23 protein-coding genes and 1 tRNA gene are annotated in these 22,586 nt (G+C 71.3%); 12 read left to right on the top strand and 12 right to left on the bottom strand.

What is annotated here, in order from left to right:
- Window positions 1–106 precede the first annotated feature (106 nt).
- Genes FDO69_RS33770 through FDO69_RS33760 form a run of 3 tightly spaced genes read left to right on the top strand, consistent with a single transcriptional unit; the run spans window position 107 to window position 3,244 of the window.
- Window positions 107–1,237: an acyl-CoA dehydrogenase family protein gene (locus FDO69_RS33770; protein ID WP_104785920.1), complete on the top strand. Its 1,131-nt coding sequence runs from the start codon at window positions 107–109 to the stop codon at window positions 1,235–1,237.
- On the top strand, window positions 1,234–2,085 hold the full coding sequence (locus FDO69_RS33765; RefSeq protein WP_104785917.1) for a phosphate/phosphite/phosphonate ABC transporter substrate-binding protein: 852 nt from the start codon (window positions 1,234–1,236) through the stop codon (window positions 2,083–2,085). Before FDO69_RS33770 ends, FDO69_RS33765 begins: the two co-directional genes overlap by 4 nt.
- Window positions 2,033–3,244: a ferritin-like domain-containing protein gene (locus FDO69_RS33760; protein WP_234388209.1), complete on the top strand. Its 1,212-nt coding sequence runs from the start codon at window positions 2,033–2,035 to the stop codon at window positions 3,242–3,244. The genes FDO69_RS33765 and FDO69_RS33760 overlap by 53 nt, the downstream gene beginning before the upstream one ends.
- 406 nt (window positions 3,245–3,650) lie before the next feature.
- Here the strand turns inward: FDO69_RS33760 and FDO69_RS33755 are convergent.
- Both FDO69_RS33755 and FDO69_RS33750 read right to left on the bottom strand, forming a co-directional pair.
- Window positions 3,651–3,724, bottom strand: a tRNA-Thr gene (locus FDO69_RS33755).
- Window positions 3,725–3,781: 57 nt separating this feature from the next.
- Window positions 3,782–4,234, bottom strand: coding sequence for a DUF3224 domain-containing protein (locus FDO69_RS33750; RefSeq protein WP_104785914.1), 453 nt, complete (start codon window positions 4,232–4,234; stop codon window positions 3,782–3,784).
- Between the two features lie 105 nt (window positions 4,235–4,339).
- Here FDO69_RS33750 and FDO69_RS33745 point away from each other — a divergent pair, with 105 nt between their 5' ends.
- The 4 genes from FDO69_RS33745 (at window position 4,340) to FDO69_RS33730 (ending at window position 8,106) form a co-directional block, all read left to right on the top strand.
- Window positions 4,340–5,332, top strand: a complete 993-nt coding sequence (locus FDO69_RS33745) for a helix-turn-helix transcriptional regulator (RefSeq protein ID WP_170320982.1) — start codon at window positions 4,340–4,342, stop codon at window positions 5,330–5,332.
- Between the two features lie 186 nt (window positions 5,333–5,518).
- Window positions 5,519–6,607, top strand: coding sequence for an ABC transporter ATP-binding protein (locus tag FDO69_RS33740; RefSeq protein WP_104785909.1), 1,089 nt, complete (start codon window positions 5,519–5,521; stop codon window positions 6,605–6,607).
- Window positions 6,608–6,824: 217 nt separating this feature from the next.
- Window positions 6,825–7,274 carry a hypothetical protein gene (locus FDO69_RS33735; RefSeq protein WP_104785906.1) on the top strand — a complete coding sequence of 150 codons (450 nt, stop codon included), beginning with the start codon at window positions 6,825–6,827 and terminating at the stop codon, window positions 7,272–7,274.
- A 100-nt stretch (window positions 7,275–7,374) separates the two neighbouring features.
- Window positions 7,375–8,106 carry a nucleotidyltransferase family protein gene (locus FDO69_RS33730; protein ID WP_104785903.1) on the top strand — a complete coding sequence of 244 codons (732 nt, stop codon included), beginning with the start codon at window positions 7,375–7,377 and terminating at the stop codon, window positions 8,104–8,106.
- 262 nt (window positions 8,107–8,368) lie between these two features.
- Here the strand turns inward: FDO69_RS33730 and FDO69_RS33725 are convergent, their stop codons facing one another.
- Together FDO69_RS33725 and FDO69_RS33720 are read right to left on the bottom strand one after the other, a co-directional pair.
- Window positions 8,369–9,577, bottom strand: a complete 1,209-nt coding sequence (locus FDO69_RS33725) for an MFS transporter (RefSeq protein WP_199838348.1) — start codon at window positions 9,575–9,577, stop codon at window positions 8,369–8,371.
- Complete coding sequence (locus FDO69_RS33720) at window positions 9,574–10,383, bottom strand: alpha/beta fold hydrolase (RefSeq protein ID WP_104785900.1); 810 nt, start codon at window positions 10,381–10,383, stop codon at window positions 9,574–9,576. Before FDO69_RS33720 ends, FDO69_RS33725 begins: the two co-directional genes overlap by 4 nt.
- A gap of 80 nt (window positions 10,384–10,463) precedes the next feature.
- Between FDO69_RS33720 and FDO69_RS33715 the strand changes: the two genes are divergently transcribed.
- The gene (locus FDO69_RS33715) at window positions 10,464–10,868 is read left to right on the top strand and encodes a MerR family transcriptional regulator (RefSeq protein WP_104785898.1); all 405 of its coding nucleotides are present in this window, start codon (window positions 10,464–10,466) and stop codon (window positions 10,866–10,868) included.
- 168 nt (window positions 10,869–11,036) lie between these two features.
- Here FDO69_RS33715 and FDO69_RS33710 read toward each other — a convergent pair whose 3' ends face one another.
- The 6 genes from FDO69_RS33710 to FDO69_RS33685 all read right to left on the bottom strand — a co-directional run bounded on the left by FDO69_RS33710 (window position 11,037) and on the right by FDO69_RS33685 (window position 17,492).
- The gene (locus tag FDO69_RS33710) at window positions 11,037–12,734 is read right to left on the bottom strand and encodes a DoxX family protein (RefSeq protein ID WP_104785895.1); all 1,698 of its coding nucleotides are present in this window, start codon (window positions 12,732–12,734) and stop codon (window positions 11,037–11,039) included.
- A gap of 128 nt (window positions 12,735–12,862) precedes the next feature.
- Window positions 12,863–13,804 carry a 23S rRNA (guanosine(2251)-2'-O)-methyltransferase RlmB gene (gene rlmB / locus FDO69_RS33705; RefSeq protein WP_104785892.1) on the bottom strand — a complete coding sequence of 314 codons (942 nt, stop codon included), beginning with the start codon at window positions 13,802–13,804 and terminating at the stop codon, window positions 12,863–12,865.
- A gap of 129 nt (window positions 13,805–13,933) precedes the next feature.
- The gene (gene cysS, locus FDO69_RS33700; RefSeq protein WP_104785890.1) at window positions 13,934–15,331 is read right to left on the bottom strand and encodes a cysteine--tRNA ligase; all 1,398 of its coding nucleotides are present in this window, start codon (window positions 15,329–15,331) and stop codon (window positions 13,934–13,936) included.
- 101 nt (window positions 15,332–15,432) lie between these two features.
- Window positions 15,433–15,927 (bottom strand): 2-C-methyl-D-erythritol 2,4-cyclodiphosphate synthase, encoded by a 495-nt coding sequence (gene ispF, locus FDO69_RS33695; protein WP_104785887.1) that lies wholly within the window; start codon window positions 15,925–15,927, stop codon window positions 15,433–15,435.
- On the bottom strand, window positions 15,917–16,681 hold the full coding sequence (gene ispD, locus FDO69_RS33690; RefSeq protein ID WP_104785885.1) for a 2-C-methyl-D-erythritol 4-phosphate cytidylyltransferase: 765 nt from the start codon (window positions 16,679–16,681) through the stop codon (window positions 15,917–15,919). The genes ispF and ispD overlap by 11 nt, the downstream gene beginning before the upstream one ends.
- A gap of 328 nt (window positions 16,682–17,009) precedes the next feature.
- Window positions 17,010–17,492, bottom strand: coding sequence for a CarD family transcriptional regulator (locus FDO69_RS33685; protein WP_003953493.1), 483 nt, complete (start codon window positions 17,490–17,492; stop codon window positions 17,010–17,012).
- Between the two features lie 581 nt (window positions 17,493–18,073).
- Here FDO69_RS33685 and FDO69_RS33675 point away from each other — a divergent pair.
- Window positions 18,074–18,760, top strand: a complete 687-nt coding sequence (locus tag FDO69_RS33675; RefSeq protein WP_104785879.1) for a copper chaperone PCu(A)C domain-containing protein — start codon at window positions 18,074–18,076, stop codon at window positions 18,758–18,760.
- A gap of 84 nt (window positions 18,761–18,844) precedes the next feature.
- Here FDO69_RS33675 and phoP read toward each other — a convergent pair whose 3' ends face one another.
- Together phoP and phoR are read right to left on the bottom strand one after the other, a co-directional pair.
- A complete protein-coding gene (phoP, locus tag FDO69_RS33670) occupies window positions 18,845–19,525 on the bottom strand; it encodes a two-component system response regulator PhoP (protein WP_104785877.1) in 681 nt (226 codons plus the stop codon).
- Window positions 19,522–20,808 carry a two-component system sensor histidine kinase PhoR gene (gene phoR, locus FDO69_RS33665; RefSeq protein WP_104785874.1) on the bottom strand — a complete coding sequence of 429 codons (1,287 nt, stop codon included), beginning with the start codon at window positions 20,806–20,808 and terminating at the stop codon, window positions 19,522–19,524. The genes phoP and phoR overlap by 4 nt, the downstream gene beginning before the upstream one ends.
- Before the next feature lie 246 nt (window positions 20,809–21,054).
- On the opposite strand from phoR, the gene phoU reads away from it, so the two are divergent.
- The 3 genes from phoU to FDO69_RS33655 all read left to right on the top strand — a co-directional run bounded on the left by phoU (window position 21,055) and on the right by FDO69_RS33655 (window position 22,562).
- A complete protein-coding gene (phoU, locus tag FDO69_RS33660; RefSeq protein WP_104785871.1) occupies window positions 21,055–21,756 on the top strand; it encodes a phosphate signaling complex protein PhoU in 702 nt (233 codons plus the stop codon).
- Window positions 21,757–22,011: 255 nt separating this feature from the next.
- Window positions 22,012–22,167, top strand: a complete 156-nt coding sequence (locus FDO69_RS41390) for a hypothetical protein (RefSeq protein ID WP_167345925.1) — start codon at window positions 22,012–22,014, stop codon at window positions 22,165–22,167.
- 143 nt (window positions 22,168–22,310) lie between these two features.
- On the top strand, window positions 22,311–22,562 hold the full coding sequence (locus tag FDO69_RS33655; RefSeq protein ID WP_104785869.1) for an SCO4226 family nickel-binding protein: 252 nt from the start codon (window positions 22,311–22,313) through the stop codon (window positions 22,560–22,562).
- Window positions 22,563–22,586: the final 24 nt, after the last annotated feature.

The raw sequence follows: 22,586 nt of genomic DNA, 5'->3' as shown, positions 1-22,586 counted from the left end.
TTCCCCTCGCCCTCCGTCCCCTCGCCCTCCGTCCCACGCCATCTGCCACCTCCACCTGCCACCGTTCACCGCGCACCGCGCACCGCGCACTGGATCAGGAGAAGAAATGCCGTACGAAGAAGCCCTGCAACAGATCATCGAAGACGTCGTGCAGCCCGAGGCGGAACGGGTCGACCGCGACGGCATCTTCCCCCGCAAAGCCGTGGAAGCGATGGGTGGCGCGGGGTTGCTGGGGCTCACGGTGCCACGGGAGTCCGGAGGGGGCGGACAGACCGTACGGGCAGCCGCCGATGTCGTCCGTCGTCTTGCCGGGTCCTGCGGCTCAACGGCAATGGTGGTGCTGATGCACTACAGCGCCACCGCGCTCATCACGGCCGTCGGGACCGACGAGATGCGCCAGGACATCGCCTCCGGACGCCACCTGACGACCCTGGCCTTCTCCGAGGCGGGCTCCCGCAGTCACTTCTGGGCGCCGATGGGCACGGCGACACCCCGTGACGGCGCCATCGTGCTGGAGTCGAGCAAGAGCTGGGTGACGTCCGCCGGAGAGGCGGACAGCTATGTGTGGTCGAGCCGGCCGGCCGCCTCGCCGGGAGCCATGACACTGTGGCTGGTCGACTCGAAGGATCCGGCACTGTCGGTGACACGGCGCTTCGACGGGCTGGGTCTGCGAGGCAACCACTCGGCACCCGTCGAGACCAAGGGCCTGCACGTTTCCGAGGACCGCAGGCTCGGGGCCGACGGCTCGGGCCTCGATCTCGCACTCACCGTGGCCCTGCCCTGGTTCCTCGTGCTCAACGCGGCAGCGAGCGTGGGACTGGCGGACGCCGTCGTGGCGGAGACGCTCCAGCACCTCCGCAGCACCCGGCTCGAGCATCTCGACCAGTCACTGGCCGACCAGCCCGTGGCGCGGGCCGCCGCCGCCCGGATGCGTATCGAGACCGACAGCGCACGTGCCCTGCTCGACAAGACCGTCGATGCCCTGGAACAGGGGCTTCCCGAGGCACAGTTGCTCACGCTGGAGGTGAAGGCGGCCGCCGCCGAGACGTCGGCGGAAGTGGCGGACGCGGCGCTGAAAGTCTGCGGCGGAGCTGCGTTCCGCAAGGAACTGGGCCTCGAGAGGCGCTTCCGCGACTCGCGGGCCGCACGCGTCATGGCCCCCACCACCGATGCACTCCTCGACTTCACCGGACGTGCCCTGCTCGGCCTGCCGCTCCTGGACGGGGGCGCGCAGTGACGACCTCTCTGGTGCTGGGTGCCGTGGCGTACGACCCCAAGGTCGTGACCATCTGGGACGGCTTCCGTACCTGGTTCCGTGGCCAGGGTTTCGCGTTCGACTACGTCCTGTACTCCCACTACGAGCGGCAGGTGACCGATCTCCTGGCCGGGCGGATCGACGCGGCGTGGAACTCCCCGCTGGCCTGGGTGCGTTCCAGACGCCTCGCGGAGGCGCGCGGCGAGCAGGTGCGGGCCGTGGCCATGCGAGACACCGACTGTGACCTGACCTCCGTCGTCGTCGTGCGCGCGGACTCCTCACTGACCTCGCCGACCGGCCTCTCCGGCCGCACCCTGGCCACCGGAGCCGTCGACTCGCCCCAGGCGACCCTGCTGCCGCTGGAACAGCTCCGTACGGCGGGCCACTTGCGAGACGTCCGCGTACTGCGCTTCGACATCGGTACGGGACTGCACGGCGACCACATCGGCGGCGAGCGCGCGGCGGTGGAGGCGCTCATGGCCGGAAAGGCCGATGCCGCGTGCCTGAGCGACACGAACCTGCTGACGTTCTCACGCGAGGGGCTCATGCCCTCCGGGGCGGTCAGGGTGATCGCCCAGACGGACCCCTACGACCACTGCAACATGACGGCGGGGCCGTCGGCGGACCCGGCGGCCGTCGAGGCGTTCACGCGGCTGCTCCTCGCCATGGATTACGCAGACGCCGAGGTCAGGCCCCTGCTCGACCTGGAAGGGCTCAAGGAATGGCGACCGGGTCGCCTCCAGGGCTATACGGCGTTGGAGAGGGCGGTGAGCACGAGTGGCTTCTACGACGAACGAGGACGCGTCACGGCTGCCGACTATCGACCTTGAGAACCTGGGACTCGACGTCGGCGGCCACCTCCTCGTACAGCACGCCCTGCTCAACCGCCCGCCCGGGACGCGCCTGGCCGTTCGAGGACGGCACCCGGCGCTCGCCGTCCACCTGCGCGCCTGGTGCCGGGCGAACGGTCACGGGTTCGACATGGCCGGCCCTCTCCCCGTGATCGTCAACGGATCGTCGGACGAGAGCCGTCGGCACGGTGCCGAGCGGGCCGGCAGCGCGCTTCCGGGACAGGTCGTCGAGCGCGCCGACCGGCGCTGGGGACTCGCGGCCCGCGGTGCTCTCGTCGAGCCCGGCGGCCCCGCCCTCTCGGTGGACTGGGTGGACCGCGACCTCGTGTGGGCGGATGTGGCTCCACGCCTGTACGCACAGGCGGCTGCGGGGCAGTGGGATCCGGCGACGGCGGTCGACTGGGACACGCGGGTGGAGCTTCCCGCAGCCGTCGAGGACGCCGTGGTGCAGGTGATGACTTACCTGGTGGAGAACGAGCAGGCCGCCCTGGTCCTGCCGGCCCGCCTCCTCTCCCGCCTGCATCCGCACTTCAGGGAGGTCATGCAACTCCTCGCCGTGCAGGTCGCCGACGAGGCCCGTCACATGGAGGTGTTCACCCGCCGAGCGCTGCTCAACCGCACCGAACTGGGGGTGTCGGGCGCAGGCGGCCGCACCTCGCTCCAGACACTGCTGGACGAACCGGATTTCACACTCGCTTCCTTCCTGCTGTCCGTCCTGGGGGAAGGATCCTTCGTCGACCTGCTCCGATTCCTCCATCGGCACGCGCCGGACTCCGTCACGGCGGATGTGACCCGCTTGGCCGCGCGTGACGAGGCCCGGCATGTCGCGTTCGGGGTCGCCCACACCGCTCATGCGGTCGAACGTGACCCCGCCTTCCTGACGCGTCTGCGCACAGCCGTGGAGCGCAGGCACGCCGCACTCGTGGACACCGCCGGGCTCAACCAGCACGTCTTCGACGCCCTGGTCCTCATCGCCGCCGGCTCGTGGCAGCCGGCGGCCATCGAACGCGGCTGGAAAAAGGTGCAACAGCTTCAACAGGCCATGGACGAAGGCCGCCGAAGACGCCTGGCCTTCATCGGCTTCCCCGAGGATGAAGCGGCGGCGCTGGCAGCCCTGCACACCAAAAACTTCATGTGAGAGCCCCCACGGCCCGCAAGGAGGTCCCGCCGTGGCTCGCGTTGATCCCCGCACCGGCGACCGACGCCAACGCCGAGATCCTTGGAGCAGAACGCCCCGCGGCGGGCGGCGGTCGAGGACCTGCGACCGTGCCGTGGAAGGGCTTGGAGAACCGGGCCCGCCGCAAGGCCATGAAGGCGACGCTCCGCGCTGCCCTGAACGACGCGGTCGGCCGGCAGATCATCACGTTCGACCACCCCGACGAGGCGTGCGGGCAGCCCTGGCCGGAGACCAACCTCGACCGGCACTCCCTCACGGTCACCGCTCACGCACGTGATCCCACGACAACCAGGCCGTGTGACGCGCCTCCCCCAAGCGACAGAAGAAAACCCCAGGTCAGTGACAATCTGGCCTGGGGTTTCAGCAGAGCCCCCTGTCGGATTCGAACCGACGACCTACGCATTACAAGTGCGTTGCTCTGGCCAGCTGAGCTAAGGAGGCGGGTGCCGTGCACCGCGTCGCCGCGCGTGAGGGCGGCACCACTGTACACAGAGCCCGTTACGCCGAGCCACGAAGTTCCGTTCGGCCGGCCCCCTGCTCCACCTCGTAGGCGAACCGATACGCCACCGCCTTCTCGCCGTGCCGTGCGGTGAAACCGCCCTTCCCGGTGAGGCCGGTCAGCTCGCCGCTGCCCGACCCCGGCACCACCTCGAACGTGCAGTGCACGGTTCCGTCCTCGCCGAACCACCCCCGCTCCTCCACCGCGAAGCTCCCCTCACGGCCGTCCACGCGGCCGGTGAGCAGTTCCATGCCGCTGAAGGAGCCGGTCTTCTCGGTGACGTAGACGATCGCGTACTCGCAGGTCGTCCCGGCCGCCTCGATACCGCCGGTGAAGGTGTTGCGGACCGAGGCGTGGGCGAGGCGGGGGTTTGCGTCCTCGCCGGGGCCGATCACGCGTTCCTGCCAGTCGGCGAAGGTGAAGTGGCCGGTGGTCGTGCGGGTGCCGGGCATGGGTGGTCCTCTCGGTCGGCTCCGGATGTCCTCGACCACCAGCCTGGACGCCGTACCTGACATCTCCTGTCAGGTACGGCGCCGAACGCCGCCACAATGGCCCCCATGCGCGCCGACCGGCTCCTCTCCCTGCTCCTGCTGCTCCAGAACCGCGGGCGGATGACCGCGCCCGAGCTCGCCGCCGAGCTGGAGGTGTCGGTGCGGACGGTCTACCGGGACGTCGAGGCGCTGGGGGCGGCCGGTGTGCCGGTGTGCGCCGACCGGGGGCCCGAGGGCGGCTACCGGCTGGTCGACGGGTACCGGACGCGGCTGACCGGACTGACCGACGCCGAGGCAGGTTCGCTGTTCCTCGCCGGGATGCCCGGGCCCGCCCGGGATCTCGGGCTGGGCGCGGTACTGGCCAGCGCCCAGCTGAAGGTGCAGGCGGCGCTGCCCACGGAGCTCGCCGGGCAGGCGCGGCGGGTGCAGGAGCGGTTCCATCTGGACGCGCCGGCCTGGTTCCGGGAGGCCGACCCGGTGCCGTGCCTGGAGGCCGTGGCGGCGGCCGTGTGGGAGCGGCGGGTGCTGCGGCTGCACTACCGGCGCTGGCGCGGCGAGGTACGCCGGGAGGTGCGGCCGCTGGGGCTCGTCCTGAAGAGCGGCATCTGGTACCTGGTCGCCCTGGCGGAGGAGACCGTACGGACCTACCGGGTCTCGCGCGTCCTGGCCGTGGAGGACACCGGCGAGGTGTTCGAGCGTCCCGCGGGCTTCGACCTCGCCGCCTGCTGGGCCGAGTCCTCCCGGCGCCTGGAGGCCGCCCTGCGTCAGGACACCGCCCGGCTCCGGATCTCGCCCCGCGCGCGGCGGCTGCTGCCGATGCAGTTCGGCGCGGCGGGCGTACACGCCCTGGAGGGCGCGGGGCCGCCCGACGGGGACGGCTGGGTGGAGGTCGAGCTGACCGTCGAGTCGGAGGCGGTGGCCGTGGGCGATCTGCTCCGGCTCGGCACGGAGGCGGAGGTGCTCGGCCCTCCCGGGCTCCGGCGGGCAGTGGCCCGGGCGGTCGCGGTGCTCGCGGACCGTTACGGGGAACCGGAAACCAACACGTCCGGACAGCCGTAACGTACCGCTTCGAAAATTTCCGCGAAGTTCACAGGTCCGGAACTACTGACAGACGTGTGAACGCCGGGTACCGTCCTGAGCCAGTTCACACGCGTGGACTACACCACAACGGATCACCCGTCGTGGCACCGCCTTCCTACTCGGATCGTCCGGCACGTTCCTGCCGGTAGAAGGGGTTCATTCACCATGGCCACTGTCTCGTTCGACAAGGCGACCCGGATCTACCCGGGTTCCACCAAGCCCGCCGTCGACGCGCTGGAGATCGACATCGAGGACGGCGAGTTCCTCGTCCTCGTCGGCCCCTCCGGCTGCGGCAAGTCCACCTCGCTCCGCATGCTCGCGGGGCTCGAGGACGTCAACGGCGGCGCCATCCGCATCGGCGACCGTGACGTCACGCACCTGCCGCCCAAGGACCGGGACATCGCCATGGTGTTCCAGAACTACGCGCTCTACCCGCACATGACGGTCGCCGACAACATGGGCTTCGCGCTCAAGATCGCCGGCGTCAACAAGGCGGAGATCCGGCAGAAGGTCGAAGAGGCCGCGAAGATCCTCGACCTCACCGAGTACCTGGACCGCAAGCCGAAGGCCCTCTCCGGTGGTCAGCGCCAGCGTGTCGCCATGGGCCGCGCCATCGTGCGTGAGCCCCAGGTCTTCCTCATGGACGAACCGCTGTCCAACCTGGACGCCAAGCTCCGTGTGTCGACGCGTACGCAGATCGCCTCGCTCCAGCGCCGTCTGGGCATCACCACCGTCTACGTCACCCACGACCAGGTCGAGGCCATGACGATGGGCGACCGTGTGGCGGTCCTCAAGGACGGTCTGCTCCAGCAGATCGACACCCCGCGCAACATGTACGACAAGCCCGCCAACCTCTTCGTGGCCGGCTTCATCGGCTCCCCGGCGATGAACCTCGTCGAGGTGCCGATCACCGACGGCGGCGTGAAGTTCGGCAAGTCGGTCGTGCCGGTGCAGCGCGACGCGATCGCCGCCGCCACCGACAAGACCGTCACCGTGGGCGTCCGCCCCGAGCACTTCGAGGTGGCCGGCCCGGACGCCGAGCTGGGCCTCGCGGTCACCGTCAACGTCGTCGAGGAGCTCGGCGCCGACGCGTACGTCTACGGCACCGCCAAGGTCGGCGACGAGTCCAAGGACCTCGTCGTCCGTGTCAGCGGTCGTGACGTCCCGGAGAAGGGCAGCCAGCTGCACGTCGTGCCCCGCTCCGGCGAGACCCACGTCTTCTCGACGTCGACCGGTGCGCGCCTGTCCGACTGATCAACCGGCAAACGCACAACCCGGGTGAATCACCCAGGTTGACGACGAGGGCCCCGCGGCGTGCCGCGGGGCCCTTCTCGTTGTCGACAAATACCCCGGCAGACCGGACGTTTCGAGCACTGTGCGTCAACGCCCTACCCGGAAAGTGGTCCTTTCTCATCCCCCGAACCGGTGACTAAATGTCTACAAACCATTACCGGGCGCTACCCTCACACGCGTGAAGCACTCCATGAACCAACAGACGCGACGCGGTCAGGGCCCCGCCCGCCGGGTCGGCCGCACCCTCGCTTTCGTCCTGCCCGTCGTCCTGGTGCTCTCCGGGACCCTCGCGGTCACCCGAGTCAACTGGTCGGGGAACTCCACCGAACCGGTACTCACCGCCGCGGACACCTCCGTGGGCACCCCGCGGGCGGCCAAGCGCGCGCCTCAGGAGGTCCTGCGCGACAAGTTGCTGACCGAACTGCAGGAGGAGGACCCGGGCGTCGCACTCGGCCACCTCCAGCAGGCCGTCAACGGCCGCCCGTCGCTGGCGAAGCACTGCGCGTCCATCGCCCGCGCCCTCGGCCAGGCCGCCGTCGCCGTCTACGGCCCGACCCGCGCCCAGTCGTACGCGCGCCCGGTCTGCGACACCGCCTTCGCCACCGGCGTCGCCGCCGCGCACAGCTGAGCACACCGCCCTGCCACCGGGTAGGAAGTCCATAACGGCTGACGCCGGAACCCTCGTCGGCCGCAGACCCCGGGCGGGACGCCACGTACAGTTCGTGTCCATGAGCGATCCGAGCGCCGCGTCCCGCCCCGTTCAAGCCGTCGTTCTGGCCGGTGGCCAGGGCTCCCGGCTGCGTCCGTACACCGACGACCGGCCCAAGCCGATGGTCGAGATCCCCGGGACCGGGACGCCGATCATCGGCCATCAGCTGTCCTGGCTCGCCGACGAGGGCGTGACGGACGTCGTGGTCTCCTGCGGCCACCTCGCCGAGGTGCTGCAGAAGTGGCTGGACACCGCCGAGTTGCCCCTCACCGTCACGACGGTCGTCGAGCCGGAGCCACTCGGGCGCGGCGGCGGCCTCAAGTACGCCGCGGCGCACCTTCCCCACCCCGACCAGCCCTGGTACGCGACGAACGGCGACATCTGGACGCGGTTCTCGCTGCGGGACATGGCCGATTTCCACACCGAGCGGGACGCCGTCGCGACCCTTGCGCTGGCGCGGCCCCGGCTGCCCTGGGGCGCGGTGCAGACCGACGGCTTCGGACGCATCACCGACTTCATCGAGGCACCGCCGTCGACCTTCGAGATCAACGCCGGCGTGTACGTCTTCTCCCCCGAGTTCGCCGGGCTGCTGCCGCACCGGGGGGACCACGAGCGGACGACGTTCCCCCACCTGGCCCGTGAGCGCCGGCTGGCCGGGTTCACCATCCCCCAGGGGTCGTACTGGCGGGCCATCGACACGGCGAAGGACCTGACCGAGGCGGCGAAGGAACTGGCGGCGCTGGGACGCTGAGGGCTCCGCCGGTCGGGCCGGGTGGCGAGGGGGCCTGCCCCCCCGTCGAGGAGCTGGGGGCGTTCAAGCGCCGAGAGCTCGGCCGGTTGCCTCCCGTCGGCGGCCGACAGCTCGTCGTGGCTTGTCGCGCAGTTCCCCGCGCCCCCCGTCCGCTCCGCCTCCCGGCACGACCGTGGTGGATGCGTACCCCTCCCCTCTGTGGGCCGGAATCGTTCACCGCGGGTCGTGATGATCACCGGAGGGGCGGCCGGTGAACCCGGCATCACCGCGGCTGTGGAGGCGGGAAGGCTGCCCGTGTGGTCCAGGCGACGACGAAGGCCGGTACGACGGAGATCAGTGCCATCCACGGGAGCGCCTCCACCGGGAAGGTGCTCAGCAGCCCGCCGGCCAGGGCTCCTCCCCCGATGCCCAGGTTGAACGCCGAGACGTACCAGGAGGACGCGGCGTCGGGTGCGGTGGCACCCAGGCGGAGAACACCCGACTGCAACGTCACCGGCAGCGCGGTGAAGGCGACGCCCCACAGGGCCACGGCCGCCACGGCGAGTGGCTGCACTCGGATGCTCGCACCGAGCAGCACCAGTGAGCCGGCCATCAGGGCGATGGTGCCGAGCAGGACGGTGTGCGGGCGACGGTCCACCAGGACACCGCCGAGCCATGTCCCCAGGAAGCCCGCCAGTCCGTACACCGCCAGGAGCATGCCGGTGGCGGCCTCGCTGAAGGCGGCGGCGTCGTGCAGGAGGGGGGTCACGTAGGTGTACACGGTGAAGTGCCCGAGGACGAGCAGCGCGGTCGCTGTCACCATGCGTCGTAGGCCGGGCAGGCGCAGCGCGCCGCCGAGTCCTGTCGACTGCGGCGGGGCGGGGCGGTGGGGAATGCCGGGCAAGAGCCGCTGGGCGGCGGCGAGTGCCCCGAGACCGAGCGCCGCCGCGGCGCAGAAGGCACCGCGCCATCCGGCGACGCCGCCGAGGACCGCGCCCAGGGGGACACCCAGAACAAGGGCCGCCGAGTTCCCGGCGAAGACGGCGGCTGTGGTGCGGCCCGAGCGGCCGGGCGGGGCCAGCGCGGCCGCGTATCCGGCGACGATCGACCAGAAGACGCCGTGCGCCATTCCGCACAGGAACCGTCCGATCGCCAAGACCGGGTAGCTCTCGGCGGCCGCGGAGAGCACGGTGCCGAGGGAGAAGATCGCGCTCACGGTCATGTAGAGGCGCTTGCGCGGCCAGCCGGCGGCCCAGTGAGTGAGCGGGGCTGCCGTCAGGCCGACGGTGAAGGCGTACACGGTGACCAGCAGCCCCACCTGTGATCGCGCGACTCCCAGATCGTCGCTGATCGGCGTCAGCAACCCGACCGGCAGCAGCTCCGTGGTGACGACGACGAAGGTCGTGGTGGCGAGAACGAGCAGGCCGGCCCGGCGCCGACGAGGCGACGTCGTGGGCGGACCGGCCCGCTCCGTGAGACGTGGTGCGCTCACACCGACGTGGCGGGGAGCGCGGCGAGGAACTCGCGTACGTGGCGGAGCCAGGTCGCCCGGTCTGCCGGGTTCAGGATGTGTGCGGCGCCGGGCAGTTCGACCAGCCGGGCGCCCGGGATGCCGGCCGCCAGACGGTACGAGCTCTCGGGCAGCACCAGCCGGTCGCCGGTCGGCGCCGCCACCAGGGTGGGGGCGGACACCTTCGCCAGATCGGCCCGCACGTCCACACGGGACACCAGGTCGAAGTGGTCCGACATGCCCGGCGGCATCGCGGCCAGAGTCCGGGCGACCGGCTCGTCGAGGGCGGCCGGTTCGAGGTCGGCCAGGTCCGCCGGGGACATGCAGGACAGGAGGGCGAGCCGTGCCACGTCCTCCCATTGCCCCGCGGCTGCCAGGGACTTGATCAGCCGGGCGGCGAGCGCCAGGACGGGGTCGGCGGCGGCGAAGCCGGCGGTGAGGACGAGGGCCCGGACGCGGTCGGGGTGCCGTGTGGCGATCCGGACGGCCACGGCGCTGCCGAGGGACTCCCCGAGGACGGCGAACGAGTCCTGGCCGGCCGCGACGGCGGCCGCGACCAGGCGGTCGGCGAGGTCGTCCAGGCTCAGGGGCTCGGCGGCTACGGCAGAGCCACCGGCCCCGGGGTAGTGCGGACCGACGAGAGTGTGGTCCTGGGCGAGATCGTCGAGGACGAGGCCGAAGTTCCCTTCGATGCTGCCGCCCGCGCCGTGCGCCAGCAGCAGCGCGGGGCCGCGCCCCTGCACGAGAACGTCGAGGTGGGAGGTGGGAAGCGCGTGATCAGTGGTCATGGCGCCGACGCTAAACTCCGACATCAATGTCAGAGTCAAATCGCGGCGCGGGAGAGGGAAGCGGGAATGAGGCGAGCGGCATGCGCATGAAGGAGATGGTGCGGCGCACCGGCGTCCATGAGCGGCTGCTGCGCTACTACGAACAGCAAGGACTCCTGACGCCCGGCAGGCTGCCCAGCGGTTACCGCGTCTACGGCGAGTCGGACGTCGAGACAGTGCGCCGCATCCGCTGCCTGCTGGCGGCAGGCCTTCCGACCGCTCTGATCTCTCAGGTTCTGCCGTGCATCCGGGCGGACGACGAGCGCCTCATGCCCACCTGTCCGGACCTGCTCGCCCAGCTGCGCCGGGAGGGCGAGCGCATCACCCGCGCCATCGAGGACCTGCAGGCGTCCCACGCGATCCTCGACTCCATCATCGCCGCCGCGCCCCCTGAGGGCGCCGGAACCCCGACGTCGCCTCAGCCGGGCGTTGCCGAGGCAAGCTGACGAAAAGCCCCTGCCGCGATGCCGCCCGACGTGCCGTACCGGACGCTCGTCTCGGGGAGCAGGTCAGTTCGCTGCCCCGTCGACGCGTACCTCGGTGGCACCCCTGCCTACGCGCAAGAAGGCCCCGCATCTGCGTGATGCGGGGCCTTCCGGCGTTCTGGTCGGGTGCTAGCCCAGCAGGCCGCCCACCAGGCCCGGGCGGCCCGTTGAGGACGAGCCTCCGGTGCCCGAGCCGCCGGTCGAGCCCGAGCCGCCCGTCGTCGTGCCGCCGGAGGTGGGGCCGGTCGTGGTGCTCGGCGCCTGGTTCTCCGGGGTGGACTGCTGGGGCGGTGCCTGGCCCGCGGTGCCCTGGGTCTGGCTGGGGGAACCGCCGGTGACGGTGCCGGTGTCGCGGGTGGCACCGGGCTGGGTCGTGGTGCCCGCGCTGGGGCTCGCCGAGCCGGCCGTGGCGCCCTGGGTGGGCGAGGAGGAGGCCGACGGGGTCCGCTTCTCCTTGCGCTTGCCGGGCTCGCCCGGGAGCGGGGAGCCGGGCAGCTCGTTGCGCGGGGCCTCGCCGGGGCCCGGGACGACGACCCGGTCGGCGTCACGGACGGCGCCGCCGAGCAGCGACCCGACGAGCAGGGTGACGCCGGTGGCGATGGCGGTGACGAGGGCGCCGCGCCGCAGCACGTAGCGGCGCAGGTCCCAGATGTCGGCACGGGGGCCGAGACGGCGCCAGGCACTGCCGGCCAGGCGGCCGTCGACGGAGTAGACGGGGGCGCCGGCGATGATCAGCGGGGACCAGGCGGCGAGATAGATGATGTCGGGGGTCTCGTAGGCGGGGACGCTCTTCCAGCTGACCGTGACCAGCAGCGCCGCCGACAGCAGGGCGCCCAGGCAGGCGGCGACCCGCTGCCAGCAGCCCAGCACCGTCAGGACGCCGACGATGACCTGTGCGAAGGCGATGACCAGGCCGGCGCCGACCGGGTGCTCCAGGGCGAACTGGCGCAGCGGCTCGGCGACTTCCCACGGGTGCAGGGTGTTGAGCCACTTGACCATGGAGCCACGCTTGCCGCCTTCGAAGTAGACGGGGTCGCACAGCTTGCCCATGCCGGCGTAGATGGAGATGAAGCCGAGGAAGACGCGCAGCGGAAGCAGGACGACGCCGAGGTTCATCCGGCGCCCGGGGTAGTAGGCGTGCCGGGCCGGGTCGTCGCCGTGCCGCTTGGCCCGGCGCCCGAGTTCGTCCGCTTCGGTGCCGGACTCCTCGAACTCGCCGTCTTGGTAGGCGGGTTCGTCGTAGGCGCTGCCGACCGTGCGCATGGGCGGCAGCAGCCGGGCGCCGTCGGCGGGCTCGTGGGTGCGCTGCGGGCCGACGACCGGGGTCTCGACGGTCTGGGCGAGGTCGCCCTCGTAGCCGTCGCCCGCGTAGCCGTCGCCGCCGTAGCCCGCGTCCTGGTGTCCGGGGCCGTCGTAGCCCGGGCCCACGCGGGAGATGACCCGGGTGGCTCCGGTGCCGGAGGCGGCCTCCTCGGCGTGGCGGACGCTCTCGTGCCGGACGGCCTGCAGGAGCCGGTGCGCGCCGGTGTCGTCGGGGGCGGATCTACCGCTCCAGACGACGGGCCGGCGGCGGGCGGTGGCCCCGTCCGCCCCGCTCCTCACCTGGGGGATGCGGGCGGTGTCCTCGGTGGCGGTCAGATGCCGTGCGACCCGGGGGGACTGGACGCGACGCGTCGAGACGCCCAACTGCACGCGGAAACTCGCGTGATTGACGATGACCTGCGCCGGGTCGCTCGGCACCTTCACCATGCTCAGCGCGGGAGCGTCGTCGAGTCCCGACGAGCGGTCCCCCGTGGGTGTGCGGGGTGTTCTGGTGTCCACACTCATCTAACCGAGTGACGTCGCGTTAGGACACTGCTTTGACCCGCCGGATCTGTCCGGACCCCGTCAAGCTTGTCCTCATCGCCCCCATGACACCGGAATTACCCCGTACGGGTGAAGTTCCGGACTCTTGTTCAGCGGCGTCGGCGAGCCGCCTCGTACAGCACGATCCCCGCCGCCACACCGGCGTTGAGCGACTCGGCGCCACCCGGCATCGGGATCCGCACCCGGTGGTCGCAGGTCTCCCCGACCAGCCGGGACAGCCCCTTGCCCTCGCTGCCGACGACGATGACGACGGGGCCGTCCAGCGCCGGAAGCTCGCCGACCTCGGACTCGCCGTCGGCGGCCAGGCCGACGACCGTGATGCCGGCCTTCTTGTACGCCTCCAGGGCCCGGGTGAGGTTGGTGGCGCGGGCGACCGGGGTGCGGGCCGCCGTACCGGCGGACGTCTTCCAGGCACCGGCCGACATGCCGGCCGCGCGACGCTCGGGGACGACGACGCCGTGACCGCCGAAGGCGGAGACGGAGCGGACGACCGCGCCGAGGTTGCGCGGGTCGGTGACGCCGTCCAGAGCGACGATCAGCGGGTCCTCACCGTCGTCGTGGGCGGCGGCCACCAGGTCCTCGGGGTGGGCGTACTCGTACGGCGGGACCTGAAGGACCATGCCCTGGTGGTTGAGGCCGTTGGTCATCCGGTCCAGCTCGGGACGCGGGGCCTCCATGAGGTTGATGCCACCGCGCTCGGCGGCGACCTGGAGGGCCTCGCGCACCCGCTCGTCGTTGTCGATGAACTGCTGGATGTAGAGGGTCGAGGCCGGGACGCCCTCGCGCAGCGCCTCCAGGACCGGGTTGCGCCCGACGACCAGCTCGGACGTGCCCTTGCCGCCGCGGCCGCGCACGGTGGGCCGGCGTACGGCCTGCTTCGCCTTGGCGCCCGCGACGCGGTTCTTCTTGTGTCCCTTGCGCATCTCGGCGGGCGGGGTGGGGCCCTTGCCTTCCAGGCCCCGGCGCCGCTGGCCGCCACTGCCGACCTGCGCGCCCTTCTTGCCGGACATGCGGCGGTTGTTGGCTGCCATTGAGCTACTCGTCTCCGTGAGGTGATGCGTACGTACGACCGCGTCCGCGGCTGTGTATGTCTGTTCCGTCTATGCAGTGTGCCGCCCGGAGGCCCGGGCGGCACAGTCGATCAGCCCGTGGGGCTCGTCTCAGCGCGGGCCGAGACTCCAGCGCGGGCCCTGCGGGCTGTCCTCGATGACCAGGCCGGACTGGCTCAGCTGGTCGCGGATGGCGTCCGCGGTGGGCCAGTCCTTACGGGCGCGGGCGGCCTCGCGCTGGTCGAGGACCATGCGGACGAGCGTGTCGACCACGCCGTGCAGGTCCTCGCCGCGGTCGCCCTCCCCGGCCCACTGGGCATCCAGCGGGTCGAGACCGAGCACGCCGAGCATCGCGCGGACCTCGGCGAGCCGGGCCACGGCTGCTTCCTTGTCGTCGGCGGCCAGCGCGCTGTTGCCCTGCCGGACGGTGGTGTGCACCACGGCGAGGGCCTGCGGCACGCCCAGGTCGTCGTCCATGGCCTCGGCGAAGGCGAGCGGCACCTCAGCGGCGGGCTCGACGGCACCGGCCTTCTCCACCACCCGCTGCACGAAGCCCTCGATCCGCGCGAACGCCGACTCGGCCTCGCGCAGCGCCTCCTCGCTGTACTCGATCATCGAGCGGTAGTGCGGGGTGCCGAGGTAGTAGCGCAGCACGATGGGCCGCCAGCGCTTGACCATCTCGCTGACCAGGACCGAGTTGCCGAGCGACTTGGACATCTTCTCGCCGCTCATGGTGACCCAGGCGTTGTGCACCCAGTACCGGGCGAACTCGTCGCCGTAGGCCTTGGCCTGGGCGATCTCGTTCTCGTGGTGCGGGAAGACCAGGTCCAGGCCGCCGCCGTGGATGTCGAAGGCGGCCCCGAGGTACTTGTGCGCCATCGCCGAGCACTCCAGGTGCCAGCCGGGCCGGCCGCGCCCCCACGGCGTCTCCCAGTCGGGTTCGCCGGGCTTGGTGGCCTTCCACATGGCGAAGTCGCGCGGGTCGCGCTTGCCGGTGATGCCCTCCTCGGCGGGCTGCCGCATCTCGTCGAGGTCCTGCCGGGACAGCTCCAGGTAGGAGGGCCAGGAGCGGACGTCGAAGTAGACGCTGCCGTCGGCCTCGTAGGCGTGCCCGCGCTCGATGAGGCCGCGCATCATCTCGACCATCTCGGTGATGTGGCCGGTGGCACGCGGCTCGTAGGTGGGCGGCAGGCAACCGAGCACGGTGTAGCCGTCGTTGAAGGCGCGCTCGTTCTCGTAGCCGATGGCCCACCAGGGGCGGTTCTGGTCGGCCGACTTGGCGATGATCTTGTCGTCGATGTCCGTCACGTTCCGCACGAACGTGACGTCGTAGCCGCGGTAGGCGAACCAGCGGCGCATGATGTCGAAGTTCAGCCCGGAGCGGATGTGCCCGATGTGCGGGGCGGCCTGCACGGTGGCACCACACAGGTAGATCGAGACGCAACCCGGCTGGAGCGGGGAGAAGTCACGGATCTGCCGGGCGCTGGTGTCGTACAGGCGAATAGTCACCCCTCCAGGGTAGTGGGCCCCGGGGTGTGCCTCAGGTACTTCACCCTCGGGGCGTCCGGATTCGTGACATTGACAACGGGCACGCCCGGAGCGCTCGCCCCTCAGCCGGCGCGTACGACCAGGGCCGTGGCCACCGCCATCAGCCCTTCCTCCCGGCCGGGGAATCCCAGCCCGTCCGTCGTCGCGCCCGAGACCGACACCGGGGCCCCGGCCGCCTCCGACAGGAGCTTCTGGGCCTCGTCCCGGCGCTTGCCGATCTTCGGGCGGGGACCCACCACCTGTACGGCGATGTTGCCGATCCGGAAGCCGGCCTCGCGCACGATGCGCGCGGCCTCCGTCAGGAGGGTGACGCCGGAGGCGCCCGACCACTCGGGGCGGCCGGTGCCGAAGTGCTGCCCGAGGTCACCGAGGCCGGCGGCGGAGAAGAGGGCGTTGCAGGCGGCGTGGGCGACGACGTCCGCGTCGGAGTGGCCGGCCAGGCCCGGGCCCGCGTCCTCCCACTTCAGGCCGGCGCACCACAGCTCACGGCCCTCCTCGAAGGCGTGGATGTCGGTGCCGATGCCCACCTGGGGCAGAACAGGCTGGTCAGAAGCCATCGTTGAGCCTCCTGCGGGCCAGGACCGCCTCCGCGAGGACCAGGTCCAGGGGACGGGTGACCTTGAAGGCCTCCTCGTGGCCGGGGACGGCCACGACCGTGAGGCCGAGCTGCTCGACCATGCCGGCGTCGTCGGTGACCTCGCCGGTCACCGTCTGGTGCGCCCGGACCAGCGCGGCCCGGTCGAAGCCCTGCGGGGTCTGCACCGCACGCAGCAGGGCGCGCTCCGGCGTGGCGACGACCGGCTCCGGTTCGCCGGGGGTGCCGGCGGGCTCGACCTGCTTGACGGTGTCGGCGAGCGGCAGCGCCGGAACCACGGCCGGGGCGCCGTCCCGTACGGCCTCGATCACGGCGTCGACCGTGTCGACCGGCACCAGCGGCCGGGCCGCGTCGTGGACCAGCACGATGTCGTGGCCGGGCGGCAGCGCGTCCAGGCCCAGCTTCACGGACTCCTGGCGGGTCTGCCCACCCGGGACGACGAGGAAGTCCGTCCGCTCGGGCAGGGCGTGCGCGTCGAGCAGTGATTTGACCTCGGCGGTGCCGTCGGGCGGGGCCACGACGACGACCAGGCCGACGGCACGGGAGGCGGCCATCGCGCGGACCGCGTGGATCAGCATGGGGGTACCGCCGAGCGCACGCAGCGCCTTGGGGGCGCCCGGGCCCAGCCGGACACCACGGCCGGCGGCCGGGATCACGGCCGCCGTTCGGGCCGCGGAGGGGCCGGCGGACGGCGAGGGTCGCGAATCGTCAGACATCGGTTCCTGTCAGGTTTGTGTGCTGGCCTGGCGTGGGTATGGCCTGGAGGAGTGCCGGGCGCGACGCGCTCGACCGGACCCTTCCGTGACGCCGGTCGAGCCGGCTGCCCGGGCCCGGCACCCCGAACACCGGGGCGTGAGTGATAACACATCCCGGGGTGGCGGCGCATCAGCGCCGGAGTACGAACATGCCGCAGCGCCCGGCGACAGGAATTCGTCATCGGGCACCGCGGCATTTCGATGTGCAGGCGCGCGCTTGATCAGCTTCGACCAGCAGCCTTGATCAGCAGCTTCGATCGGCGCAGAGCGCTGAGCGACGGGCTTCGCCTCAGGAGGCGAGAACCTCGTCGAGCAGAGCCTCAGCCTTGTCCTCGTTCGTGTTCTCCGCGAGGGCGAGCTCGCTCACCAGAATCTGGCGGGCCTTGGCGAGCATGCGCTTCTCACCGGCGGAGAGTCCGCGCTCACGCTCACGACGCCACAGGTCACGCACGACTTCCGCGACCTTGATGACATCGCCCGAGGCGAGCTTCTCCAGGTTTGCCTTGTATCGACGGGACCAGTTCGTGGGCTCCTCGGCGTATGGTGCGCGCAGCACCTCGAAGACCCGGTCCAGCCCGTCCTGACCGACCACATCACGCACGCCGACGAACTCCGCATTGTCCGCTGGCACACGTACCGTCAGGTCGCCCTGGGCGACCTTCAGCACCAAGTAGGTCTTGTCCACGCCTTTGATCTGGCGAGTTTCGATGGCCTCGATCAGCGCGGCCCCGTGATGGGGATAGACCACGGTGTCGCCAACCTTGAACGTCATGTGACAGGTACCCCTTCCGTGGCTATCCAGGGTAACACGGAAATCGCGGGTTCTGAATGGCGTTTTCGCAGGTCAGGGCGTATCTCGGGGCTTGACAACTCCGACAGGAACGTGCTTCGGACAGGGATCGGAAGAAGGTATTCGCAGGTGGGAGCGGCTCTTCGGGGCGAGCGAAACGCGTACGTTACACACATCCGGAGCATCCTCCATAGGGCCGAACATCCCCAAATGTCCGGTTCCGTATGATCGACTTCCGCTACTCCGTTCGGCGGCCCGAGCGGGGTTCCGGTCGAATCCGAAATTGATCACGAGGTGCCCCGACGGGCCGTCGGTGATCAATTCCGGGCGGCTCGCGCATTCCTTCACGGAACATTTGCGGTGCCACCTGGGTCTCTTATGTGAATGCCGGACGGACACCACGCCAATGTGACGCGGGAGTCATGTGTGACTCAGGTGGGATCGTCGGCGCCGGGGGGTCGGGTGCGGCCGGACGCGGACGGCTCGGTAACCTAAGGCCCGCTGACAGACACTTAGAGCGGCTTTATCGGCCGCTCCGCTCGAGTCAAGGAGTTGCCGCCGCCGTGAGCAGCAGCCTTCGACGCGGCACCCTCGCCGCGGCCGCCATCGCGTTCTCGATCGCCTCGCTCGCCGCGTGCGGCGCCGGCAACGACGCCCAGACGCTGGAGATCAAGCCGGACAACGCGGCGACCAGCGTCGGCGACATCAAGGTCCAGAACGCGATCGTCATCACACAGCCCGATCTCGAGTCGACCGGCCCCGCCGCGATCTCCGCGACCCTCTTCAACTCCGGCAGGACTGCCGAGACGCTGGAGTCCATCACCCTCCCCGGCACCGGCAAGACCGCCGAGCTCAAGCCCGCCAAGGGCGGCAGCCTCAGCATCCCGCCCGGCGGTTCGCTGGTCCTGGGCGGCAAGGACAACGCCACGGCGATGCTGCCGAGCAGCCGTGAGGCCGTGCAGGACGGCAACGCCCAGAAGGTCACCTTCACCTTCAGCAAGACGGGTGCCGTGAGCCTGCGCGCGTTCGTCGTCCCCGCCGAGCACTACTTCAAGGAGTGGGGCCCGACCGAGGTGCCGGCCGCGCCGGGCGCCTCGTCGTCCCCGTCCGCTTCGCCGTCGGGCTCGCCGTCCGGTTCTCCCGCCGAGGGTGAGTCGGGCGCGCCGGCCGGCGGTGAGACGCCGGGTGGCCACCAGGCGTCCGGCAAGCCGACCGACGCGGCCTCCGCGAGCGCCGACGCCGGGCACTGAGCAGACGCGACACGAAGGGCGGGGCCTCTCCCGGGAGAGGCCCCGCCCTTCGTGTCGTTCGGGTCGCTGTCGTATCCGGCCGGCTTACGGCTCGAACTTGTAGCCGAGGCCGCGGACCGTCACCAGGTAGCGCGGGGCACCCGGGTCCGGCTCGATCTTGGCGCGCAGGCGCTTGACGTGGACGTCGAGGGTCTTGGTGTCACCGACGTAGTCGGCGCCCCAGACGCGGTCGATGAGCTGCATGCGGGTCAGGACGCGGCCGGCGTTGCGCAGCAGCATCTCCAGCAGGTCGAACTCCTTGAGCGGCAGGTCGATCTTGGTGCCGCCGACGGTGACCACGTGCCGGTCGACGTCCATGCGGACCGGACCGGCCTCCAGGGCCGCCGGGCTGACCTCCTCGGGCTCGCCGCGGCGGCGCAGTACGGCACGGATCCGCGCGACCAGCTCGCGCGAGGAGAACGGCTTGGTGACGTAGTCGTCGGCTCCTATCTCCAGTCCGACGACCTTGTCGATCTCACTGTCCTTGGCGGTCACCATGATGACGGGGACGTTGGAGCGGCCGCGCAGCTGGCGGCACACCTCGGTGCCCGGCAGGCCGGGCAGCATCAGGTCGAGGAGGACGAGGTCGGCGCCGTTGCGCTCGAACTCGTCGAGTCCGTCGGGCCCCGTGGTCGCGACGGCGACCTCGAAGCCCTCCTTGCGGAGCATGTACGACAGGGCGTCGGAGAAGGACTCCTCGTCCTCGACGACGAGCACTCGGGTCACGGAAGGACCTCCGGGGCGGGAAGCGTTTCGTACGCGTTCGATTCGGGGGATTGAGGGGTGGACCGCCCGGCCTCCTCGTCGAGGCCCGCGCCTCCTGCGCGTGTCTCTCGGGCGGGCTGATGTGCGCCGCGGGCCGCACCGGCCTCCGGCAGCCGCAGGGTGAAGGTGGAGCCCTGGCCTTCGGCGCTCCACACCGTGACCTCCCCGCCGTGCGAGGCGGCCACGTGCTTCACGATGGCCAGCCCGAGTCCGGTGCCGCCGGTGGCACGGGAGCGGGCCGGGTCGACGCGGTAGAAGCGCTCGAAGATGCGCTCCTTGTCCTTGTCGGAGATGCCGATGCCCTGGTCGGTCACGGCGATCTCGATGTGGTCCCCGCCGGGGGCGTTCACACTGCGGGCCGCTATGCCGACGCGGGTGCGGGCGGGTGAGTAGTTGACGGCGTTCTCGACGAGGTTGCCGAGTGCCGCGGCGAGCTGGCCGCGGTTTCCCCAGACGCGCAGGTCGGCGGTTCCCCCCGCGGCCATGGTGATCTGTTTGGCGCCGGCCTGGTGCCGGCAGCGGTCGATGGCCTCGGCGACCAGCTCGGCGACGCGGACCGGCTCGGCGTCCTCCAGCGGGTCGTCGTTCTGCACGCGCGAGAGATCGATGAGCTCCTGCACCAAGCTGGTGAGCCGGGTGGCCTCGATCTGCATGCGCCCGGCGAACCGCTGGACGGCCTCGGGCTCGTCGGAGGCGTCCATCACGGCCTCGGAGAGCAGCGAGAGGGCTCCGACCGGCGTCTTCAGCTCATGGCTCACGTTGGCGACGAAGTCGCGGCGGACCGCTTCGATGCGGCGGGCCTCGGTCAGGTCCTCCACCAGCAGCAGCACCAGCCGGGAACCGAGCGGCGCGACCCGCGCGGAGACGGCCAGGGCCTCTCCGCGTCCGGTGCCGCGCCGTGGCAGGTCCAGCTCGACCTGTCGTATCTCGCCGTCCCGCCGGGTGTCCCGGGCCATCTGCAGCATCGGCTCGACGGCGAGCTTGCCGCCGCGGACCAGGCCGAGGGCGTACGCCGCCGAGCTGGCCTTGACCACGGCGTCCGCCTCGTCGAGGACGACGGCGGACGATCTGAGGACCGACAGCACCGTGTCCACGCCCGGCGGGAGCACCGCGTCGGTGTGCAGGGAGCTACGGGTGGGGCGCTTCTGCTCGCGCTCGCTGAAGCGGAACGCCAGCATGGCGATGACACCGGTGAGCACCCCGGCGATCGCTGCCGCTGCGGCGACCGCCGCGTTCACGTCCATGCACCCAGGTTAGGCATGGCTCGGGCGCCCTCCACAGCCGTCGGGGTGCGAGCTCGAACACTCGTCGCCCAGAGTTCACCTTGGAGCCAGTATTGGTTCATTTGGGATGCCGGAAACGGACGCGTACGGGGCGGAACGTGGGAGCGTGGGGTTCGGACCGCCGGTAATACGACGGTCGTACCGCCGGTCGTCCGGTGGGCTCCGGCCCTTGGACCCCCGACTGAGACGCACGAGAGGGAAAGCCTGATGCGGGACGCGTACCACGAGGAACTGGACTCGATCGGCGACGGTCTGGTGGAGATGGCCCGGCTGGTCGGGTCGGCGATCGGGCGCGCCACGACCGCCATGCTCGACTCCGATCTGAAGCTGGCCGAGAACGTCATCGAGGCCGACCAGCGGGTCGACGAGCTCCAGCACGACCTGGAGGCCCGGGCCATAGCCCTGCTGGCGCGGCAGCAGCCGGTGGCGACGGACCTGCGCATCGTCGTCACGTCGCTGCGGATGTCGGCCGACCTGGAGCGCTCGGGCGACCTCGCCCAGCACGTGGCGAAGCTCGCGCGCCTGCGCTACCCGGACCGCGCGGTCCCGAGCGACCTGCACGCCACCATCCTGGAGATGGGCCAGCTCGCGCAGCGCCTGATGGCGAAGGCCGCCGAGGTGATCATCACCAAGGACGTCGACCTGGCGCTCCAGCTGGAGCAGGACGACGACGAGATGGACCTGCTGCACCGCACGCTCTTCCAGCACCTGATGGACGACCGCTGGAAGCACGGCATCGAGACGGCCGTGGACGTCACGCTGCTCGGCCGCTACTACGAGCGGTTCGCCGACCACGCCGTGTCGGTCGCCAAGCGCGTGGTGTACCTGGTGACGGGCGAGCACGCGGACGAGCTCCAGGCGGATGTGCAGCCGGAGATCCAGGCGGCCCCGGGAGCGGAGAGCGCCTGACGGGTCCGGCCGGGGCGGGCCCGGGTGCCCGGGTGAGTCCGGCCGGGGCGGGCCCAGGTGCCCGGGTGAGTCCGGCCGGAGCGGGCCCAGGTGCCCGAGGTGAGTCCGGCCGGAGCGGGCCCAGGTGCCCGGGGTGAGTCCGCCTGGAAGCGGGGGCGGGGTCGGCTGGGGCGCGGGGGCGCCTCAGTGCGCCGTTGATGCGCCCAGCCGGGCGGGCATCCAATGGGCACAGGCACCAGCCTCGAGGAGGGACCCATGGCCGAATCCCCCAGCACCACGCCCGACCCCGCCCGGCAGCGTGAGACCGAGCAGCCCGCCGAGATCAGGAGCTTGCCCCTGATCGCCGCGTGCGGCTGCGGCTCGGGCTGCGGCTGCGGGTGTCAGTCGGGCAGCCCCTGCCAGTGCGGCTGACACCGACGCTTCGTCGTCCGTACGACCTGTGGGGCCCCGGCGGTGTCGCCGGGGCCCCTCTGCGTCGGGTCGTGGGACGTGGGGTCGCCCGGGTGGCCGTACGGGCGGAGCATGAGAGGGAGGCAAGGAAGGAGGCGCGAGGCATGCCCAAGTTCATGGATGTCCATCGCGGCATGGAGGGCATCACGGAAGAGCAGCTGCGTGAAGCCCACAACGCGGACCTCGCGATCGAGAAGGACGAGCAGGTCCACTTCGAGACGGCCTGGGCGGATCCGGAGTCCGGCCATGTCTACTGCCTCTCCGAGGCCCCCTCGGCCGAAGCGGTCCAGCGCATTCACGAGCGCGCCGGACACAAGGCGGACGAGGTGCACCCCGTGCCGTTGACGGTGCGGTGACCTGCCCGGCCCACGGTTCCCGGC

Origin of the sequence: Streptomyces tibetensis, from assembly GCF_007655005.1 — a bacterium.
GTDB lineage: Bacteria > Actinomycetota > Actinomycetes > Streptomycetales > Streptomycetaceae > Streptomyces > Streptomyces tibetensis.
Note: the sequence above shows the minus strand (reverse complement) of the source record. Positions and strands in the feature narration are given on the sequence as shown.

Coding starts and splice junctions, on each gene's coding strand:
- FDO69_RS33770 (WP_104785920.1), top strand. CDS start 107: ATGCCGTACGAAGAAGCCCTGCAACAGATCATCGAAGACGTCGTGCAG.
- FDO69_RS33750 (WP_104785914.1), bottom strand. CDS start 4,234: ATGCCCGGCACCCGCACGACCACCGGCCACTTCACCTTCGCCGACTGG.
- FDO69_RS33745 (WP_170320982.1), top strand. CDS start 4,340: ATGCGCGCCGACCGGCTCCTCTCCCTGCTCCTGCTGCTCCAGAACCGC.
- FDO69_RS33740 (WP_104785909.1), top strand. CDS start 5,519: ATGGCCACTGTCTCGTTCGACAAGGCGACCCGGATCTACCCGGGTTCC.
- FDO69_RS33730 (WP_104785903.1), top strand. CDS start 7,375: ATGAGCGATCCGAGCGCCGCGTCCCGCCCCGTTCAAGCCGTCGTTCTG.
- FDO69_RS33720 (WP_104785900.1), bottom strand. CDS start 10,383: ATGACCACTGATCACGCGCTTCCCACCTCCCACCTCGACGTTCTCGTG.
- FDO69_RS33715 (WP_104785898.1), top strand. CDS start 10,464: ATGCGCATGAAGGAGATGGTGCGGCGCACCGGCGTCCATGAGCGGCTG.
- FDO69_RS33710 (WP_104785895.1), bottom strand. CDS start 12,734: ATGAGTGTGGACACCAGAACACCCCGCACACCCACGGGGGACCGCTCG.
- rlmB (WP_104785892.1), bottom strand. CDS start 13,804: ATGGCAGCCAACAACCGCCGCATGTCCGGCAAGAAGGGCGCGCAGGTC.
- ispF (WP_104785887.1), bottom strand. CDS start 15,927: ATGGCTTCTGACCAGCCTGTTCTGCCCCAGGTGGGCATCGGCACCGAC.
- ispD (WP_104785885.1), bottom strand. CDS start 16,681: ATGTCTGACGATTCGCGACCCTCGCCGTCCGCCGGCCCCTCCGCGGCC.
- FDO69_RS33685 (WP_003953493.1), bottom strand. CDS start 17,492: ATGACGTTCAAGGTTGGCGACACCGTGGTCTATCCCCATCACGGGGCC.
- phoR (WP_104785874.1), bottom strand. CDS start 20,808: ATGGACGTGAACGCGGCGGTCGCCGCAGCGGCAGCGATCGCCGGGGTG.
- phoU (WP_104785871.1), top strand. CDS start 21,055: ATGCGGGACGCGTACCACGAGGAACTGGACTCGATCGGCGACGGTCTG.
- FDO69_RS41390 (WP_167345925.1), top strand. CDS start 22,012: ATGGCCGAATCCCCCAGCACCACGCCCGACCCCGCCCGGCAGCGTGAG.
- FDO69_RS33655 (WP_104785869.1), top strand. CDS start 22,311: ATGCCCAAGTTCATGGATGTCCATCGCGGCATGGAGGGCATCACGGAA.